General features: G+C 58.9%; 15 protein-coding genes. 9 read left to right on the top strand and 6 right to left on the bottom strand.

Features of this window, described 5'->3' with window-relative positions:
* Nucleotides 1-29: 29 nt before the first annotated feature.
* Nucleotides 30-1304 (bottom strand): DUF3422 family protein, encoded by a 1275-nt coding sequence (locus PL599_RS07460; protein WP_142912807.1) that lies wholly within the window; start codon nucleotides 1302-1304, stop codon nucleotides 30-32.
* A 395-nt stretch (nucleotides 1305-1699) separates the two neighbouring features.
* On the opposite strand from PL599_RS07460, the gene PL599_RS07455 reads away from it, so the two are divergent.
* From PL599_RS07455 to PL599_RS07425, 7 genes are all read left to right on the top strand, one after another.
* On the top strand, nucleotides 1700-2473 hold the full coding sequence (locus PL599_RS07455) for a FadR/GntR family transcriptional regulator (RefSeq protein WP_142912806.1): 774 nt from the start codon (nucleotides 1700-1702) through the stop codon (nucleotides 2471-2473).
* A 100-nt stretch (nucleotides 2474-2573) separates the two neighbouring features.
* Nucleotides 2574-3920, top strand: coding sequence for a glycosyltransferase family 4 protein (locus tag PL599_RS07450; RefSeq protein ID WP_162520476.1), 1347 nt, complete (start codon nucleotides 2574-2576; stop codon nucleotides 3918-3920).
* A complete protein-coding gene (locus PL599_RS07445) occupies nucleotides 3917-4687 on the top strand; it encodes an HAD family hydrolase (RefSeq protein ID WP_269823306.1) in 771 nt (256 codons plus the stop codon). Before PL599_RS07450 ends, PL599_RS07445 begins: the two co-directional genes overlap by 4 nt.
* A 275-nt stretch (nucleotides 4688-4962) precedes the next feature.
* Nucleotides 4963-5403, top strand: coding sequence for an NUDIX hydrolase (locus tag PL599_RS07440; protein ID WP_269823307.1), 441 nt, complete (start codon nucleotides 4963-4965; stop codon nucleotides 5401-5403).
* Nucleotides 5404-5566: 163 nt separating this feature from the next.
* Complete coding sequence (locus PL599_RS07435) at nucleotides 5567-7072, top strand: inorganic phosphate transporter (RefSeq protein WP_077983331.1); 1506 nt, start codon at nucleotides 5567-5569, stop codon at nucleotides 7070-7072.
* Between the two features lie 17 nt (nucleotides 7073-7089).
* Complete coding sequence (locus tag PL599_RS07430; RefSeq protein WP_269823308.1) at nucleotides 7090-7827, top strand: 16S rRNA (uracil(1498)-N(3))-methyltransferase; 738 nt, start codon at nucleotides 7090-7092, stop codon at nucleotides 7825-7827.
* 118 nt (nucleotides 7828-7945) lie between these two features.
* Nucleotides 7946-9319 (top strand): glutamate--cysteine ligase, encoded by a 1374-nt coding sequence (locus tag PL599_RS07425; protein ID WP_142912803.1) that lies wholly within the window; start codon nucleotides 7946-7948, stop codon nucleotides 9317-9319.
* Between the two features lie 159 nt (nucleotides 9320-9478).
* On the opposite strand, the gene PL599_RS07420 is transcribed toward PL599_RS07425, so the two are convergent.
* Nucleotides 9479-9772, bottom strand: coding sequence for a DUF1127 domain-containing protein (locus PL599_RS07420; RefSeq protein WP_142912802.1), 294 nt, complete (start codon nucleotides 9770-9772; stop codon nucleotides 9479-9481).
* 201 nt (nucleotides 9773-9973) lie between these two features.
* On the opposite strand from PL599_RS07420, the gene PL599_RS07415 reads away from it, so the two are divergent.
* Complete coding sequence (locus PL599_RS07415; protein WP_077983334.1) at nucleotides 9974-10924, top strand: LysR substrate-binding domain-containing protein; 951 nt, start codon at nucleotides 9974-9976, stop codon at nucleotides 10922-10924.
* 36 nt (nucleotides 10925-10960) lie between these two features.
* On the opposite strand, the gene PL599_RS07410 is transcribed toward PL599_RS07415, so the two are convergent.
* The gene (locus tag PL599_RS07410; RefSeq protein ID WP_269823309.1) at nucleotides 10961-13399 is read right to left on the bottom strand and encodes a DUF1217 domain-containing protein; all 2439 of its coding nucleotides are present in this window, start codon (nucleotides 13397-13399) and stop codon (nucleotides 10961-10963) included.
* A 367-nt stretch (nucleotides 13400-13766) separates the two neighbouring features.
* Between PL599_RS07410 and PL599_RS07405 the strand changes: the two genes are divergently transcribed.
* Nucleotides 13767-14333 carry a DUF6101 family protein gene (locus tag PL599_RS07405; protein WP_046800659.1) on the top strand — a complete coding sequence of 189 codons (567 nt, stop codon included), beginning with the start codon at nucleotides 13767-13769 and terminating at the stop codon, nucleotides 14331-14333.
* A 79-nt stretch (nucleotides 14334-14412) separates the two neighbouring features.
* Here the strand turns inward: PL599_RS07405 and ubiA are convergent, their stop codons facing one another.
* The 3 genes from ubiA to PL599_RS07390 form a co-directional block, all read right to left on the bottom strand.
* On the bottom strand, nucleotides 14413-15366 hold the full coding sequence (gene ubiA, locus PL599_RS07400; RefSeq protein ID WP_269823310.1) for a 4-hydroxybenzoate octaprenyltransferase: 954 nt from the start codon (nucleotides 15364-15366) through the stop codon (nucleotides 14413-14415).
* A gap of 118 nt (nucleotides 15367-15484) precedes the next feature.
* Nucleotides 15485-16285: a MipA/OmpV family protein gene (locus tag PL599_RS07395; RefSeq protein ID WP_173988193.1), complete on the bottom strand. Its 801-nt coding sequence runs from the start codon at nucleotides 16283-16285 to the stop codon at nucleotides 15485-15487.
* A gap of 254 nt (nucleotides 16286-16539) precedes the next feature.
* Nucleotides 16540-17796: an SAM-dependent methyltransferase gene (locus PL599_RS07390; protein WP_269823311.1), complete on the bottom strand. Its 1257-nt coding sequence runs from the start codon at nucleotides 17794-17796 to the stop codon at nucleotides 16540-16542.
* Nucleotides 17797-17821 lie beyond the last annotated feature (25 nt).

Here is a 17821-nt window from a genome sequence, read left to right as displayed (position 1 = left end):
TCGTCACAGGAATGAAGGGTGGGGATGGCTCAGTGCCCGCCCTCGGCATGGGAGCGGCGGATGCGGCGCACCACCCACCAGACGCCGAAGACCGCGAAAGGAACGGAGATGCCGGTGACCACGGCGGGGTCGAGCGGCAGCACATCATGGCTGATCGCCTTGGTGAGATAACCGATGAGGCCGACGACATAATAGGAGATGGCCGCGACCGAGAGGCCTTCCACGGTCTGCTGCAGGCGAAGCTGCATGGCGGCGCGTTTGTTCATGGTGTTCAGCAACACCGTATTCTGCCGTTCCAGTTCCACATCGATCCAGCTTCGAACCAACGCCGTGGCGCGATAGAGCTTGCGCGACAGGTTGGCCTGCCGCTCCTCCACCGACTGGCAGGTGCGCATGGCCGGCGCCATGCGCCGTTCCAGAAAGCTACCCATGGTCTCATGGCCCTGTACCGGGGTTTCGGCGAGCGCCCGGATGCGTTCGCGCACGATGCCGTCATAGGCGCGGCTGGCGCCAAAGCGATAGAGGCTGAGCGCGGCATTGGCCTCCAGCTCCGCGGCAAGCCGGGTCATTTCCGCCAAGAGCGCATCGGCCTCGTCGCGCGCACCGTTTTTCATGCGCTGGGTGATACCCGTCAAACCGTCCTCGATGCGGCGGATTTCCGGCGACAGCGTCTGCGCCATCGGCAGGCCGAGCATGGCAAGGGTGCGATAGGTCTCGATATCCAACAGCCGCTGCACCAGCGCACCGCGGCTGTAATCGCTGAGGCCCCGGTCGATCACCAATATCTGCGTCAGCCCGTCGCGATCCTGCCGGAAATCGGTGAGGATCGCCGCCTGACCGTCACGCACGTCACTGTGACAGAGGCTGGTCGGCTCGAAGATTGTCTCCGCCTGAGACGCCACGCCATTTTCCGGGCGGATTTCAAGCCGCACGCCCGAGATCAGCGAGCCGGGCGGCGAAAAGCCGTCACCGAAGGGATCGCCGGCAATCTCGCCGCCGAATTTTTCCGGCGCGGGGCCATCCCAGAACCAGGTCGAAAATTCGGTATGCCGCTCCCAGCGCAAGGTGCCCTGCCCCCAGGGCATGGCATGGTGACGGGCATCGCGCTCCGGCGGCGCAACACCGCGGCTGCGCGACATTTCCGCGATGACCGAGTGATGCACGGCGGAACCGCCATCCATCATGAAGGCGAGCTGGACGATGATGCGCGAGGGTGCGAGAAGCACCGTCGGCCGCGCATGAACCTCCCCGAGCGCCAGCGATCTTTCCGGCGCGCTTGCGAAAGCAAATCTACCTTTGGCCATGGCAATATCGTCCCCGCCTGTTGCGCTGGTTTCATTGGAGCATTTCCAGGAAAAGTGGACCCCGGTTTTCCGTCCGGAAATGCGCAAAAATAAAGAGTTAGAGTGTTTTCGCGATTCGAAGAAAAGCGAAAAAACTCTAAAACATCGATCACGATGAAAACACCGCAATCGACGCCGCTGTCATTGTTTTGATCCACCTGGCGGAAAAATCCGCCCTCGTCGCCCTGTCCTGCTGCTGCTTTAACAAAAGCCAATTCGAAAAGGCAGATGCCGTGTTGCCGCAGGCATGGCGCGGATGAGGCGCGGAACTGGATAGAATATTTGACCAGTGCGCTGCTTCGCTGATAATTTGCCCCATCGAAATACGGGGCGGGATTTCGCCGGAGACTTCTGCGATGGACGAAACGCTTTTTGCGCGCATCGAGCACAGCCGCACATCGCAGGAGGTGATCTTGCGTTTCGAGGAACTGATCCTCGATGGCATATTGCGGGACGGCGACAGGCTGCCCGGCGAGCGCGAACTGGCGCAACGCCTCGATGTCTCGCGGCCCATCCTGCGGGAAGCGCTGAAGGAGCTTGAGACCCGTGGCCTCCTTACCAGCCGGCATGGCGGCGGCACCTATGTCGCCGATATTGTCGGCCCGGTCTTTTCCGATCCCTTGAGCGCGCTGATCACCCGCCACAGCCGGGCGACGCGGGATTTCCTCGAATATCGCCGCTATATCGAAGGCATGACCGCCGAACTTGCCGCACAGCGGGCGACGGAACCGGACAGGCGCAACCTTGCCGCCATCGTAGACAGAATGCGGGAAGCGCATGAGGCGGGCCGTTTCGAAGAGGAGCTTGCGGGCGATGTAGAGTTTCACAACGCCATCGGCGAGGCGGCGCATAATATCGTGCTGATGCACACGTTGCGGTCCTGCTACCGACTTCTGAGCGACGACATCTTTTATAATCGCCATCTCATCTTCACCGTGTCCAGCGCCCATGATGAGGTGCTGAGACAGCATATCGCAATTCACGATGCGATCGCCGCCGGCGACCCGGCAGCGGCAAGGGCGGCGGCGGAGACCCATATCGACTTCATCGTGGAGACGACATCCAAGGCCCACCAGGCGCGGGAATGGGACCGAATTTCGCGTCTGAGGCAGCAGCAGCGCAGCGGTTGAAAACACTATCCGGCAAAATACGGCATCTTTTTTCAGTTTTTGATGGAACCTTTTGTGCCCTTCGGTCTTTTTATCGGGTTAATTGGAAAAATTTACCAAGATGGGACCCATGACGACCACGAGCGAAACTGAACGCTATCCGCGGATAGCTCTCATATCGACGCATGGCTATGTCGCCGCGCACCCGCCACTCGGCGCGGCGGACACCGGGGGGCAGGTTGTTTATGTGCTTGAGCTTGCACGCAAACTCGGACAGCTCGGTTATACTGTCGATCTTTACACCCGCCGTTTTGAAGACCAGCCGGAATTTGATGAGGTTGACGAGCGCGTCCGCGTGGTGCGCATTCCCTGCGGCGGCCGCGATTTCATTCCCAAGGAATATCTGCACCGCCACCTGATGGAGTGGTGCGAAAATGCGTTGCGTTTCATCAAGAAGAACGACCTGAATTATTCTTTCATCAACAGCCATTACTGGGATGCTGGCGTGGCGGGGCAGCGGCTCTCCGAAGCGCTGAAAATCCCGCATCTGCACACGCCGCATTCGCTCGGCATCTGGAAAAAGCGCCAGATGGAGACCGATTATCCGGAAAAGGCCGATACGTTCGAACTGGAATTCAACTTCAGGGAACGTATCCAGCACGAGCTGATCATCTATCGCAGCTGCGACATGGTAATCGCCACGACGCCGGTGCAGCTCGATGTTCTGATCGAGGATTATGGCCTGAAGCGCAAACATATCCACATGATCCCGCCGGGTTATGATGACAACCGTTTCTTCCCGGTTTCCGATGCGACGCGGCAGATGATCCGCCAGCGCTTCGGTTTCGAGGGCAAGACGGTGCTGGCGCTTGGACGCCTCGCCACCAACAAGGGTTACGACCTGCTGATCGACGGTTTCTCCGTTCTTGCCGAGCGAGAACCGGAAGCCCGGCTGCATCTGGCGGTAGGCGGAGAGAATATGGACGAGCAGGAAACCACGATCCTCAACCAGTTGAAGGAGCGGGTGAGAGCGCTCGGTCTCGAAGACAAGGTGGCCTTTTCCGGCTACGTCACGGATGAGGACCTGCCGGACATTTATCGCGCCGCCGATCTCTTCGTGCTCTCAAGCCGCTATGAACCCTTTGGCATGACGGCGATCGAGGCGATGGCGAGCGGTACGCCCACCGTCGTCACCACCCATGGCGGATTGTTCCGGGCCATCAGCTATGGCCGCCATGCGCTGTTTGCCGATCCTTTCGACAAGGAAGACCTTGGCATCACCATGATGAAGCCGTTCAAACATGAGCGGCTTTACGGGCGGCTCTCCCGCATGGGGGCGCATAAGGCGCGCAGCCTGTTCACATGGACCGGCATCGCCCAGCAGCTTCTCGCCCTTGTGGAAGGCAGGACCATGATGCCGGTTCTGGAAGAAGCCGATTGGGCCGAACCATGGAATGATGGCGATTGAGACCGCTTCGCCTTTTTTCCACAGATCTCGACGGAACCGTCGTCGGCGATAACGACGCCACGCGCCGGTTCCGCGATTTCTGGTATTCGTTGCCGGACGGTCAACGTCCCCTTCTGGTTTTCAACAGCGGCAGGCTGATCGACGACCAGCTTGCGCTGCTCGAAGAGGTGCCACTGCCGCAGCCCGACTATATCATCGGCGGCGTCGGCACCATGCTGCACGCGAAAGAGCGTGGTGAGCTCGAAAGCGCCTATAAAACCTCTCTCGGCACCGGTTTCGATCCGCAGAGGATCATCGACGTGATGGCCGGAGTGCCTGGCGTGACGATGCAGGAGGAGCGCTATCAGCACGGCCTGAAATCCAGCTGGTTCCTGCATGGCGCTGATGATGCGGCGCTTGGCGAGATCGAAGCAGCGCTTGTGGCGGCCGATATCGATGCCCGCATCGTCTATTCCAGCGACCGCGATCTCGACATATTGCCAAAGGCCGCTGACAAGGGTGCGGCGCTTGCATGGTTATGTGGACAATTGCGCATCGACCTCGACGAATCAGCGGTCGCGGGCGATACTGGCAATGATCGGGCGATGTTCGAACTGAATGATATTCGCGGCGTGATCGTGGGCAATGCATTGCCGGAGCTTGTCTCACTGGCGGGCCGCGGCAATCGCTTCTTCCAGGCGCGTGCGACGGAAGCCGATGGCGTGATCGAAGGTCTCCGACATTGGGGATTAAATCCCGACAGGCGCAATATCGGCAATTATTCATAGCGGTTTTGCGTTTCAGGATCTGAAAGCAGACAAAACCGCGATTGCCGCAATCGGCTGTTTGCCCGGGAAGCTGCCCGGTCGAAGCCCTGTTCGCACATCTTCCGTATTTTTTCCGGGCCTGCAGGCTTCATCAGCATGAAGACAGTAGTGGGTTATGGGTGATGAGGGATTGGCGGAATTTACGGAGTATCTATATTAGCAATTATCATTAGCGGGCAAAGAAGGACCTATTCGGATTGAAGATTTTGAATCGATTGGCGACAGATGTTGGCTTGATGTTGCGCAGACCGCCGCGACAGCAATATGCGGCGCTGTGCTATCGATTGTCCAAGAAGAATCCGGGACCGGAAGTGTTGCTGCTGACCAGCCGGGATACGGGACGCTGGGTCATTCCCAAGGGCTGGCCTATGGCCAACAAGAAGGCCCATGCCGTGGCCGAGCAGGAAGCCTATGAGGAAGCCGGCGTCAAAGGCACGGTGGAAAAGGCGCCTTTCGGTTATTACGAATACGAGAAAAAGCTGAACAGCGGCGTCAATGTGCCGTGCAGGGTTCAGGTGCATCTGCTCGAAGTCTCGGAGATGCAGGAAAGCTTTCCCGAGAAGGAATCGAGGCGGCTGGAATGGGTCAGCCCCCAGGAGGCGGGAAAACGTGTCAACGAGCCGGAACTGAAAGCACTGATGCTCGCTTTCGACAAGCGGATGGCGCATTCGAAATAGTGCGACCGCCCTTGACATGGCAATGAGCAGTTTGTTTTTCCAACCTGGCCTTTATCGTCTTTCCTTTTTGGAAAGATGTGCGAGATGTAACAGTCTTTCTGTAAAATTGCCTTCAACCTGCGACGCTGCCGGACGAAAGGGAATGCTGGCAAACGAGGTGTGAATGGCAATCAAGCCGCCATTGAACATGAAACAAACGCTCGATAAGGATCTCGACAAGATTACCCGTGTCGAGGAAGCGACGCTGCACGTCACGCAGCAGCTCGCCGGCCTTGGCGCAGGGTTCATGTTCGTTGTTCTGGCGGCCATCTTCGCCGGCGTCTTCGTCACCGGCACCGCGGGTTCGGTCATAATTATCGCCGCCGTCGCCATCGGCGCCTATATGGCGATCAACATCGGTGCGAACGACGTTACGAACAATGTCGGCCCGGCGGTGGGCGCCAAGGCCATGCCGCTTGCTGCCGCCCTCATCATCGCCGCCATCTGCGAGATTGCCGGGGCGCTGATAACCGGCGGCAACGTCGTCGAGACCATTTCCAGCGGCATCATCAACATCGGCACCATTCCCGACAGGACCGCCTTTTCATGGGCCATGCTGTCGGCGCTTCTCGCCGCCGGCCTTCTCGTCAATGTCTCGACATGGACAAGGGCGCCGATTTCCACCACCCATACGGTGGTGGGCGGGGTTGCGGGGGCTGGAATGGCGGCCTATGGAGCGAAGGCGGTCGACTGGCTTTCGCTCGGCAGCATCGCCTTCGCATGGGTGCTGGCACCCTTCATCAGCGCCATCATCGCCGTCGCCATCCTTGCTTTCATCAAGGAATTCATCATTTACCGCGAGGACAAGCTCGCCGCCGCCCGGCTGTGGGTACCGGTTCTCATCGGTTTGATGGCGGGCGTCTTCATGGCCTACCTCATCTGGGTAGGATTGCGGCAGCTGATGCATGTGTCGCTTGGCCATGCCAGCCTCATGGGGCTTGTGACCGGGCTCGTGGTCTGGCGGCTCTGCGTGCCGATCATCCGAAAACAATCGGAGGGATTGGAAAACCGCAACCAGTCGCTTCGGACGCTGTTCCAGTGGCCGCTGGTTCTCGCCGCCGGCCTGATGTCCTTCGCTCATGGGGCGAATGACGTTTCGAACGCCATCGGTCCGGTCGTGGCCATCGTGCGGGCCCTGCATGACGAGGCGGTGCAGACATCCGCCCGTGCGCCGCTATGGGTAATGCTGGTCGGCGCCTTCGGGCTTTCCTGCGGCATTCTTCTTTATGGCCCGCGCCTCATCCGCCTCGTCGGCGAGCAGATCACCAAGCTCAATCCGATGCGCGCCTTCTGCGTTTCCGTGGCCACGGCGCTCACCGTGCTCATTGCCTCGCGCTTCGGTCTGCCGGTCAGCACCACCCACACGGCAATCGGCGCGGTGTTCGGCGTTGGTTTCTTCCGGGAATGGTACACGCAATCGTCGCGGCGGCGACAGGAGCTTGTTCAGGCTGGTGACGGTAGGCCCCGCCGATCCGAAAGATATGTCGACAATCCTTCCGAGATACGCCGCCGTTATCTCGTCCGCCGCTCCCACTTCATGACGATCATCGCCGCCTGGCTGGTCACCGTTCCTTCCAGTGCAACGCTTGCGGCGCTGCTCTACTGGCTCATGTCCTCTCTCTTTCTCTGAACCTGAAACAGAACCCCATGCGCGCAAATTTCCGGATGCAACGCCTTTATATCGAAGCCAGCCTCGCCGAAGGCGTCGCACAGGAGGCAACAGCCGAACAATTCAACTATCTCGCCAATGTGCTGCGCATGACCGACGGTGCGGAAATCCTTTTGTTCAACGGTCGCGACGGCGAATGGAAAGCGAAACTCGCGTTTCCGAGCCGCAAGAAGATCGTTCTCGTCCCCATCGAGCAGACACGGCCCCAGCCGAACGCCCCGGACCTGCATTATCTTTTCGCGCCGCTGAAAACCGGGCGCATGGATTATCTGGTGCAGAAGGCGGTGGAGATGGGCGCCGGGCTGTTGCAGCCGGTGATGACGCAGCATGTTCAGGGCAAGATCCACAATACCGAAAAACTGCGCGCCAACGCTATCGAAGCCGCCGAGCAGTGCGGCATACTGTCCCTGCCCGAGGTAGCCGAGCCGGTGAAACTGAAGGACATGCTCGAGACCTGGCCCCACGACCGGCGCATCGTCTATTGCGACGAAGGCGATGCGGGGCAAAATCCGCTGCCGATCCTGCAAGCCGTGACGGAGCGCAAACTTGCCCTGCTGGTCGGTCCGGAAGGCGGATTTTCCGAGGAAGAAAGGGAGCTTCTGCGCGGCCTTGCCTTCATTACCCCCATTCCGCTCGGGCCGCGCATCCTGAGGGCCGATACGGCCGCCGTCGCCGCGCTCGCGGTCATTCAGGCGGCGATCGGCGACTGGAATTGAACGGCCCCGTTGCGCTTCATGCATCTTTAAAAGAAATTCATTTGCCAGCGGATACGATCCGGCCCTATCTGCCAATCATATGCCTCGCCGCAACAGAGACGTCATAACAAGGTAAGCCATGGCACGCGACACGACCGACCAGACCCCCCTCTCCTCCGTCACGGAGCTTACAGACTATCTGGCGGGCGGTTGCAAAGCTGAAGCCGACTTCCGCATCGGCACCGAGCACGAAAAATTCGCGTTTTTCCGAGAGGATAACAGTCCCGTCCCCTATTTTGGCGAGGCCAGCATTTCCGCGCTCTTGAAGGGCATGCAGGAAAAGCTCGGCTGGGAGCCGATCATGGACGGCGGGAACATCATCGGCCTTGGCGAGCAGCACGGCATGGGCGCCATCTCCATCGAGCCGGGCGGCCAGTTCGAACTATCGGGCGCGCCGCTCGAAAACCTGCACCAGACGTGCAAGGAATCCAACCAGCATCTGGCGATGCTGCGCGAAGTAGCCGAGCCCATGGGCATCCGTTTCCTCGGCATCGGCGGCAGCCCGCTGTGGAGCTATGACGAGACGCCGCGCATGCCGAAATCGCGCTACGCGATCATGACGCGCTATATGCCGAAGGTCGGGACCAAGGGTCTCGACATGATGTACCGCACCTGCACCATTCAGGTTAATCTCGACTTCTCCTCCGAAGCGGACATGCGCCGGAAGATGCGCGTTTCCATGAAGCTGCAATCGCTGGCAACCGCGCTTTTTGCCTCGTCGCCCTTTACCGAGGGCAAGCCGAACGGTCTTCTTTCCTGGCGCGGCGATATCTGGCGTGACACCGACAATCGCCGCGCGGGCGTGCTGCCCTTCACCTTCAACGATGATTTCGGCTTCAAGGATTATGTCGAATGGGCGCTTGATGTGCCGATGTATTTCATCGTGCGCGACGGCAAATATCACGATTGCACCCATGTCACCTTCCGTCAGTTCATGAACGGGGCTCTGAAGGGCGAAATCGCCGCATGGGAGCCGACCATGGGCGACTGGACGAACCACCTCTCCACGCTTTTCCCCGATGTCCGCCTGAAGCGTTTCCTCGAAATGCGCGGTGCGGATGGCGGCCCGTGGCGGCGCATCTGCGCCCTTCCCGCTTTCTGGGTCGGTCTTCTTTACGATGACGAGGCGTTGACCGCTGCCGATGCGCTGACCGCCGGCTGGAGCTTCGATGAGGTGATCGCGCTTCGCAACGCTGTGCCGGCCAAGGGGCTCAATGCCGAGATTGCCGGCAAGCCGCTTCTCGGCATTGCCCGCGAGGTTCTCGACATTTCCCGCACCGGCCTCAAAAACCGCAAGCGGCTGAATGGCGAAGGTCAGGACGAGACCGTGTTCCTCTCGTCGCTGGACGAGGTGCTGGCCAAGAAGACCACGCTCGCGGAAGACCTGCTTGCGCTTTATCACGGCCGCTGGGGCGGCTCGGTGCTACCCGTCTTCGAAGAATATCAATATTGAGGTATTGGTGCTGAAGCTGCACCCCAATTAAAAAAGCCCGGCGCGGCCGAGGGGGCCTGACACCGGGCAAAGGCAGGGCTATTGGCAAATCACCCTGCGGGGAAAACCTTGCGGCTGGAAGCCACGTCCGGCAGCTGGAGGTCTGCCGGAGGCGGAATTTCAAAGCGTCTTGAAGCGCGTGACCGCACGTTTGCGCGCGGCCCGGGTGAGATGTGCCGTCGGATCTTCCAACAGGCCGGTATTGAGAGCATCGCTGACATCCGACCGCGCCAGACCGATATCGGCAAGAAGACGGTCATCAAGTTCCGTGAGACCATTGGCCACGATACGATTGTAGATGCGCTGCACGAAGGTTTTAACGCCGGAAACACCCAGCACAGCGGCGCGACGCCAGACGTCCCCCGGCCGTGCGGTTACAAGTTCCAGTTCCATTCTCCGTTCTGCCGTGCGCATGATACTTATCCTTTCGTAACGGCACGAGGCGGCACCGCCCCCGACGCACCACGCGCGAGAAGCTGCCTTGGGTTAGGGCCCGACATCCCGTCGGCCCGGGTTGATCCTGATTTGCTTGGTGTCAAAATGTCGCAAGACTATTGATCAGTCCAACGAATGTTTCTAATGTGAGACATCAATCATTCTGATGGATGACTATCCATGTCCGCACCTCTCGACATAGACCAGCTGCATACCTTCATCGCCATCGTCGATACGGGCAGCTTTACCAAAGCCGCTGACCGCGTTTTCAAGACGCAATCCGCCGTCTCCATGCAGATGCGGCGGCTGGAAGAGCGCATCGGCAAGCAGCTTTTCGCCAAGGACGGGCGTGGCAACCGTCTGACGGCGGAGGGTGAAAAACTGATGAATTACGCCCGGCGTATCATCCGCCTCAACAATGAGGCGATTGCGGCCTTCGACGACAACCGGCTGGAAGGCACGCTGCGCATCGGCACCCCTGATGATTACGCCGACCGCTATATGCCTGAAATCATCGGGCGTTTCGCAAAGACCCACCCGAATGTCGAGCTTTATATTGTCTGCGAACCCTCAGCCAGCCTTGCCGAAAAAATGAACCGCGGCGATCTCGATATCGCGCTTGTTACCCATAATCCGCGCGCCCGCTCCTCCGATGTGGTGCGCACCGAACCGCTCTGCTGGGTCGCCTCCGCCAACCACCCGCTGAAGGACGATGCACCCGTGCCGCTCGCCGTCGGGCGGCGCGACTGCCACTGGCGTCAGCTTGCCTGTTCGGCGCTCGATGCCGATGGGCGGGACTATCAGGTGCTGTTCACCAGCTGGTCCTCGACCGTCGTCGCCGCCGCCGTGCTGGCCGGCATGGCCGTCTCTGTCCTGCCTGAATCGGCGCTGCGCACCGGCATGAAGGTTCTGACCGCCGCCGACGGTTTCCCGCCCCTGCCGCCAGTGCAGATCGGCCTGATGAAAAGGCCGGGCCTCTCACCGTCACTGGTGAATGCCATTACAGACCACATCACAGCCTGCCTCGACAACATCTCACCGATGGCCGTGGTTGACGAGATGGATAGCGACGTGAAGACGTTCCCCAAGATGCCGCGCCTGCGCGCCGGGCATATGCTGCCGGGATGGTGACTCTCTTGAAGGCCGGGCAAACCCGGCCTTTCTCACCTACCGTGCTCGCAACGTTGCGACCGCCAGCAGCGTGTCGCCGCTGATACCCGCCGAGCCGCTGCCGTTGAACAGCGTCATGATGGGATCGGCGACGTTCTGCTGGTTGTCGTACATGATGGTGAAGCGGGCGATCAGCTTCTTGACCTTATCCGGATCCTGAAAATCCTTGATGTCGAAATATTTCTTCATCATCGCCACCTGGGTATCGACGCCCGCATTGCCGAGTTCATCGGGAATGCCGAAGGTGGTCTTGATGAAGTTCTGGATCGCAGTATCGGCAAGGATCGAATAATAGGACGTCGTCCCCGCCGCCATGCGCTTGAAATAGAGCGCCAGTCGCACACCGGCGTTTTCTTCACCCGCCTGCGTTTCCAGCGTCTGGGTCAGATAATTGTCGAGCGTTTCATAAAGTCCACGCCGTGTCTGGATCAGGCTGCGGTCTTCATGAAGGAGTTTGCCCTCCTTGTCGAAATTGAACGCGGTGACGAGGCGGCGGAAGACCGGGTCCATCTCCTTGTTGACGTAACTGTTCTTGTCATCGAGGTCGGACGTGAAGATTTTCTGCAGCTGTTCCTTGGTCACGCTTTTGGGGTCGATACCGAGCGATTCCATCGCGAATTTGGTCAGGCGATCATTGGCAAGGAATTCACTCAGCGTCTTGATCTTCTGCATCTCGCCCGAGAAATATTTTGCCTCGGTCGTTGCCGCTTCCTTGTCCTTGTCGGTGCCGAAAGCCGATTTCTTCTTGATGTAGTCGGCTGACATGGTCTGCAGCTCGATTTCGGACTGCGCCAGAATGGGTGTGCCGACCGAACCGTCCTTGGCGAAGTTGAAGAGTTCGGCAAGCTTTACATATCGGTCGTCCTTCAGCGTATAAACGTAGCTCTTCTTGTCCTGAAGGTCGCTGGTCAGCACCTTCTTAATGTCGGAGATGTTCACCTTGGCAGGATCGAGACCGACGGCTTTCAGCGCATAGGTATAGACGGCATTGGTTCCAAGAAAATCATTGACGCTTCTAACATTGCCAATACTGCTCTTGAACAGCGTGAGCGCCTTTGCGTCAGCTGCCTCGTCCGCATCGTTGTAATGTGTCATGTAACCGCCGGTGGTCGTCGCGGTCTGTGTTGTTGTCTGCGGCGTCGAGCCGGCCGCGAGCGTCCCATCGGGGAGAAAATTGAATGCGTTTTTCAGGGCGAGGTAACGTTTGTCGTTCCTGCCCAGGGTCGCGATGTAATTGTTCGGATCGCTGAGATCGCTGGTGAGGATGTTCTTGATCGTCGCTGGCACGATGGTCAGGTCGTTCAGGTCGAAGGCCGTTCTGATGTAATTGAGAAGCCGCGCATCCGACACCAGTTCCTCTACCGTCGTGATGGACCCAATCTTGGATTCGAAATAATCCCGATTCAGCGTCGCGACGGTCGGCGTCACGCGCGGCGCGCTGCCGATATAAGAGTCCGTGACGGCTTTCAGATTTTCGGCTGTCATTGCCCCGCCGGCGACGACCGTACCGTCATTCCCGAATTCGAAGGCATTGGCCAGTTGCGCCATCTTGTTATATTGGTTGACGGTGTTCGACAGCGTCGTCTGTTCCGCCTTGATTGCCGCGAGCTTTGCCTCCCACTGATCCTGCGGCGGCAGAACGGCCTCCAGCTGGGTCAGCTGGTCCTGACGCGTCACCTTCTCCGCCTCGAGTTTGGAGCGCTCATCAGCCGTCAGGCCGGTCCCGGCAAGTTCGGTATCGATTGCCGTGATACGCGCGGTGACCTGCCCGTGCAGTTCGATATTGCCCTTCATCGCCAGCTTTTCGACCGCGTCATTATAGGCCGCGCCGAATTTCTGGTTGATGTAGCTGTCCGGATCGGAAACGTCACTCGTCATCAAGCCCTTGATGTGGGCATAGGAATAGGTCTTCTCATCAATGCCGAAGACCTGGAAGATATAGGCGCGGGTGCGGTCGTTGCGAAGCAGCTGATCGGCATTGGTGACCGTGCCGATGATTGCCTTGTAATAACGCGTCTCTTCCGCAAGGCTGTCGTTCAGATTGGTGATCGACGTATCATAAAGCCCGATCATCTTGTCGAGCTGCGCGTCCGTCTGCACGGTCTTCGTCGAAGAGCTGAAATTGAAGGCGGCGGCAAATTCCCGATAACGCTCGTCGGTCAGCTTGTTCGCGAAGCTGTTCTGATCATTCAGGTCACTATCGAGCACCTTTTTCATGAACGCCTTGGCATAGGTCATCTCGCCGAGACCAAAGGCGTCCATGGCATAGGAATAGAGCTGGTAATTATCGAGGAACTCATCGACGCTTTTCACATTGCCGATGTTTTCCTTGTAATATTTCGTCTGCCGCTCCACGAGTCCCTGCTGCGACACGCGCGAAATGCTCGTCTTCATATCGCGGTTGATGAGGTCGTAGCTGAGAAAAGTCGATACCATCCGAATGCCCCCTGGAGCGCAGTGCATCCCTTAGGGCACCAAAAGCTCCGGTTTTAAATCCACCCCTCGCACGTCCCATCCGGGCGCACGGCAAGCCTTGGCGCGACTATGCGTGACGCGCCTTGCCCGTAGCTTGAAAGAGCACATTTTCGGCGGGCATAAAAATCGCATTGTCTCGATCTCCTTTACCTACGCGAAACCATGCCACAGTGGGTTTTGCTAACCATCTGGGAATGCAAAGTTTTCTTAACCGCGATTTTTAAGCAGTCTCGAACAGGCAGCGGATAATCTCCTGACATCAGAGGATGAAAAGTCCCGATGAGAAGACCGGAAACCGGCTCTCAGGTAAAACAAGGGTAGATTAAACATGACCAAGACCGTTCTGAAGCCCGACTGGGCCGTCGCCACTCTCAGGTTAGACCCGGCACGTTTTCCGCAACAGGTCACCTATGGAAAAGGCAATGGCGCGACCGATGTTGCCGTCACTCTCGATGAACGGGGCGCCGTTCTGAGAAAGGTTCTCTCCTCTTCCGGCCTGCCTTTGTCCTTCGCTTTGCCAGCCCGCGCCTTCAAGGGTGTCGCCGCCCGCGCCATCGACCATGGCGATGGACAGGTCACCGTGACGCTGGAACTGCACCATGACGATCCGGATCTCTGTGTTCCGCTTCTCGTCGCCCACGATCTCTGCGACATCGCCGCCGACTGGCGCAGCTGGTCCGAGGCCTACCGCATTCCGATGCTGATGGTGGAAGCCGATGGCGTTGCCCGTCCGTTGGAAGAACATCTCGGCAAGGTGCGCACCCAGAATACCCGTCCGCGGCGCCGCCATTCCTATTTCGCGGATCGCCGTCCGCGCTTCCTCGTTCGCCGCTCCACCGGTTCGCTGGGCATGAGCATGAAGATCGAGGGCAAGGAAATCATCGCCCGCAGCTGATAAAAGTCAGCAAAAACAAATCAAAAGCCCGGCGCGCACAATGCGGCCGGGCTTTTTGGCGTCTTCTATTCCGGTGATTTCAGGCAAGCAGAAGCGGCAGGATGAGACCCGCGAAAATCATCACACCGACGCGGTTGTTGGATTTGAACAGCACCAGGCATTGGTCGACGTCGTCGATATCGAGCACCCAGACCTGCCGGAACAGCATGATGGCCGCAGCGGCGAGGCCGCTATAGGCAATGATGTTAACGCCCGCCATCCAGAACGACAGGAAAATCATGACAAGGGCTGTGCCATAAAGGAAAACCAGCCAGCGATGTGTGTTTTCTCCAAACAGCAGAGCGGTCGAGCCGATGCCCACGGCGGTATCGTCTTCCTTGTCCTGATGGGCGTAGATTGTATCATAACCGATCGTCCAGGCGATCGCGCCGACATAAAGCAGGACAGGCGGCCAGGCGAGTGAAGCGAACTGCCCGGCCCAACCCATGAGCGCGCCCCAGGAAAAGGCCAGCCCGAGGAAGAACTGCGGCCAGTGGGTGAAGCGCTTGGCGAAAGGATAGATTACCACGAAGACCAGCGAAGCTATGCCGGTGACGATCGCGAAGCCGTTGAACTGCAAAAGTACGACAAGGCCGGCGAGCGTCTGCAGTACGATGAAGAGCTTGGCCTGCCCGCGGCTCACCCTGCCCGATGGCAGCGGCCGCGACCGGGTCCGGGCCACGGCCATGTCGATCTTGTGGTCGGCAAGATCATTATAGGTGCAGCCCGCGCCGCGCATCGCCACCGATCCAATGAAAAACAGCACCAAGTGCCAGATCAGCGTTTCCCAGGAAAAGCCGCCCGTCGCCAATGCTGCATTGGCCGCAAGGGCTGCGGACCAGAAACACGGCCACATCAGCAATTGCCAGCCAATGGGACGATCCCACCGGGCCAATTGCGCATAGGGCCAGAGAGCCCTCGGCAAAATCCGATAGACCCAGTTGTTGGATGGCGCGTCGGAAACGCGGTCTGACAAATCGCTGTGGTGAACCATGGGATGGTTCTACAGCATTGGCAAAAAAATCGGAATGGATTTCAGCATCGGCCCCGCATGCGAAAAAGCCCCGCTGCGGCTTGGCAACGGGGCTTTGCAAGACCTTATCGTCCGCCCCTCAGGGCAGCGAGAAATTGAATTTGTAGCTGGCCTGAACACCGACGATGAACTGGTTCTTCGAACCGCGTTCGCGCACCAGCGAACTGTCGGCGGCGTCACCGGTCAGGCGGCGATATTCCGCAAACGAACCGACTTCGGCGTTTTCGGTGACCTTCCAGGTGATGGCTGCGCCAACGCCGGCCGAATGCAGGCCGCCCCCGGGGCTGTAGGGCGATGGCGCGCCGGCAGCCGTCTGGGCTGCGCTTACGCCGTAATAACGCTCATTATATTTGCTGCTCACCCATGTCGCACGCGGACCGGCGGAAATCTGGATGCCGGGGGCGATGTCGGTGAAGGCATCGACGGCAACGTCTCCGACAACGCCGCTATGGCTGCGAATACCCTGACGGACTTCGCCGCGAACGCGCAGCCAGTCGGTCGGATAGGCCTCGGCGAAACCGCCAAGCTCGCCGCCGCGCTTGATGCGGGTCATGCCCTTAAGATCGGACGAGTCGCCCTCGTCGCGCGGGGACACCAGCTTTCCAGCAAGACCCATGCTGATCGGGCCATTATCCAGAAGCGAAATCGAGGCGCTGTCGTTGCGCGAGGTGAAACGCGCGCCCTGGCCCTGACGGCCGAGCGAAATGATCGGCGAAAAGCCGAATTCATTCTTGTTATCGCCCTGATATTTCGGCGCGGTGAAACCGGCTCCGCCGAGTTTCAGATACCAGTCACCGGAAAACCAGCCATCGGCATGGGCGTTACCCACGGCAAAAAGCGACACGACACAGGCGGCAATGGCCGCTGACGGCTTGAACATGAAACAACCCCAGAAACGCAATACAGACAGGTGTCCGTAGAATTAGAGGGATTGTCTTTCCATTCCATTAACCAGCGCGGGTTGAAATTCGACTCCTGCGGAGGGTGGCGACACGGCCTCAAACACCACCGCCGTCATGCTCGGGCCTGTCCCGAGCATCTGCAACCGAAGGACTTTAGGCAACGTGGATAGATCCTCGGGACAAGCCCGAGGATGACGCCGCGTGTGCGGAAACGTTCGTCACTCGGCCGTGGTCAGAATGTCACCTTCTCCAGCGGCGTGCGCGTCTTCTCGAATTCCAGCAGCCTTGCCTCGTTCTGCGCGATGTAATCGCGATTATGCGGCACGGCATCGCGGTCCTTGGCAAGCTGGATCTGGAAAATATGGAAGTTTTCGTGGGTGAAGGCCATTTCCGAGCCCGCCAGATAAAACTCCCACATGCGGAAGAACCGTTCGTCATAAAGCGCGACCGCCTCTGCCTTTCGCGCCACGAAACGTTCCCGCCAATGCCGAAGCGTATGGGCGTAATGCATGGGCAGTATTTCAATATCTTTTACCAGGAGCCCGGACTTCTGGATCGCCGGCAGAACCTCGGCGAGCGAGGGAATGTAACCACCGGGGAAAATATATTTTTCGATAAAGGGGTTGGTCGCCAGCGCCGGGCTGGGCTGGCCGATGGAATGCAGCACCATCACACCCTTGTCATCAAGCACCTCCGCCACCTTGTCGAAATAATCGCGGTAATGGGTCGGCCCGACATGTTCGAACATGCCGACGGAGACGATGCGATCGTATTTTTTCGAAGCCGGCAGGTAGCGGTAGTCCTGCAATTCGAAACGGACATTTGCCTCAAGGCCGCGTTTGGCGGCGCGGTCGCGGGAAACGCGCAGCTGTTCTTCGCTGAGCGTAATGCCGGTTACATCCGCACTGGCGCTTTCGGCAATATACATCGCCATGCCGCCCCAGCCGGAGCCGATTTCCAACACGCTCTGGCCCGGCTCGGTCATCAGCTTGGCGGCTATGTGCCGTTTTTTCGCGACCTGCGCTTCATAGAGACTGATGCCGGGCGGATTGAAATAGGCGCAGGAATATTGCCAGTCCTCGTCGAGGAAGAGATCGAACAGCTTGGCGCTCAGATCGTAATGATGGGCGACGTTGCTCTTGTTGTGGTTGACCGGCAGATGCATCTTGATGCGGGCGGCGATGATGCGCGCCATACCACGCCAGATCATGCCGAAGGAGAGCGCCTCGCTCAGCGTATTGCCTTTGACCAGCGCCAGAAAATCGTAAATGTCGCCTTCCGCGACCTTCGCCCGGCCTTCCATATACATTTCAGCGAGCTTGAGCGCCGGATCGGCGGCAATCTCCTGCATGGCGGCTTCGTCAGTGAAATTCAGAACCACTTTTTTTCCCGTGCCGTCGCCAAATGTGCGGCTGCCGCCCGGACTATTCACGGTGAGATCACCGTTCTTGATTATCTTTTCGAGAAGAACATGCAGAGACGACGCCATGGCACCCCCAATTGCTAAGTCTCAC

It is taken from the genome of Agrobacterium sp. ST15.16.055, from assembly GCF_027956555.1.
Lineage (GTDB): Bacteria > Pseudomonadota > Alphaproteobacteria > Rhizobiales > Rhizobiaceae > Agrobacterium > Agrobacterium salinitolerans.
The sequence above is the reverse complement of the archived record's forward strand: the minus strand, read 5'-3'. Positions and strand labels throughout refer to the sequence as shown.

Coding starts and splice junctions, on each gene's coding strand:
- PL599_RS07460 (WP_142912807.1), bottom strand. CDS start 1,304: ATGGCCAAAGGTAGATTTGCTTTCGCAAGCGCGCCGGAAAGATCGCTG.
- PL599_RS07455 (WP_142912806.1), top strand. CDS start 1,700: ATGGACGAAACGCTTTTTGCGCGCATCGAGCACAGCCGCACATCGCAG.
- PL599_RS07450 (WP_162520476.1), top strand. CDS start 2,574: ATGGGACCCATGACGACCACGAGCGAAACTGAACGCTATCCGCGGATA.
- PL599_RS07440 (WP_269823307.1), top strand. CDS start 4,963: ATGTTGCGCAGACCGCCGCGACAGCAATATGCGGCGCTGTGCTATCGA.
- PL599_RS07435 (WP_077983331.1), top strand. CDS start 5,567: ATGGCAATCAAGCCGCCATTGAACATGAAACAAACGCTCGATAAGGAT.
- PL599_RS07430 (WP_269823308.1), top strand. CDS start 7,090: ATGCGCGCAAATTTCCGGATGCAACGCCTTTATATCGAAGCCAGCCTC.
- PL599_RS07425 (WP_142912803.1), top strand. CDS start 7,946: ATGGCACGCGACACGACCGACCAGACCCCCCTCTCCTCCGTCACGGAG.
- PL599_RS07420 (WP_142912802.1), bottom strand. CDS start 9,772: ATGCGCACGGCAGAACGGAGAATGGAACTGGAACTTGTAACCGCACGG.
- PL599_RS07415 (WP_077983334.1), top strand. CDS start 9,974: ATGTCCGCACCTCTCGACATAGACCAGCTGCATACCTTCATCGCCATC.
- PL599_RS07410 (WP_269823309.1), bottom strand. CDS start 13,399: ATGGTATCGACTTTTCTCAGCTACGACCTCATCAACCGCGATATGAAG.
- PL599_RS07405 (WP_046800659.1), top strand. CDS start 13,767: ATGACCAAGACCGTTCTGAAGCCCGACTGGGCCGTCGCCACTCTCAGG.
- ubiA (WP_269823310.1), bottom strand. CDS start 15,366: ATGGTTCACCACAGCGATTTGTCAGACCGCGTTTCCGACGCGCCATCC.
- PL599_RS07395 (WP_173988193.1), bottom strand. CDS start 16,285: ATGTTCAAGCCGTCAGCGGCCATTGCCGCCTGTGTCGTGTCGCTTTTT.
- PL599_RS07390 (WP_269823311.1), bottom strand. CDS start 17,796: ATGGCGTCGTCTCTGCATGTTCTTCTCGAAAAGATAATCAAGAACGGT.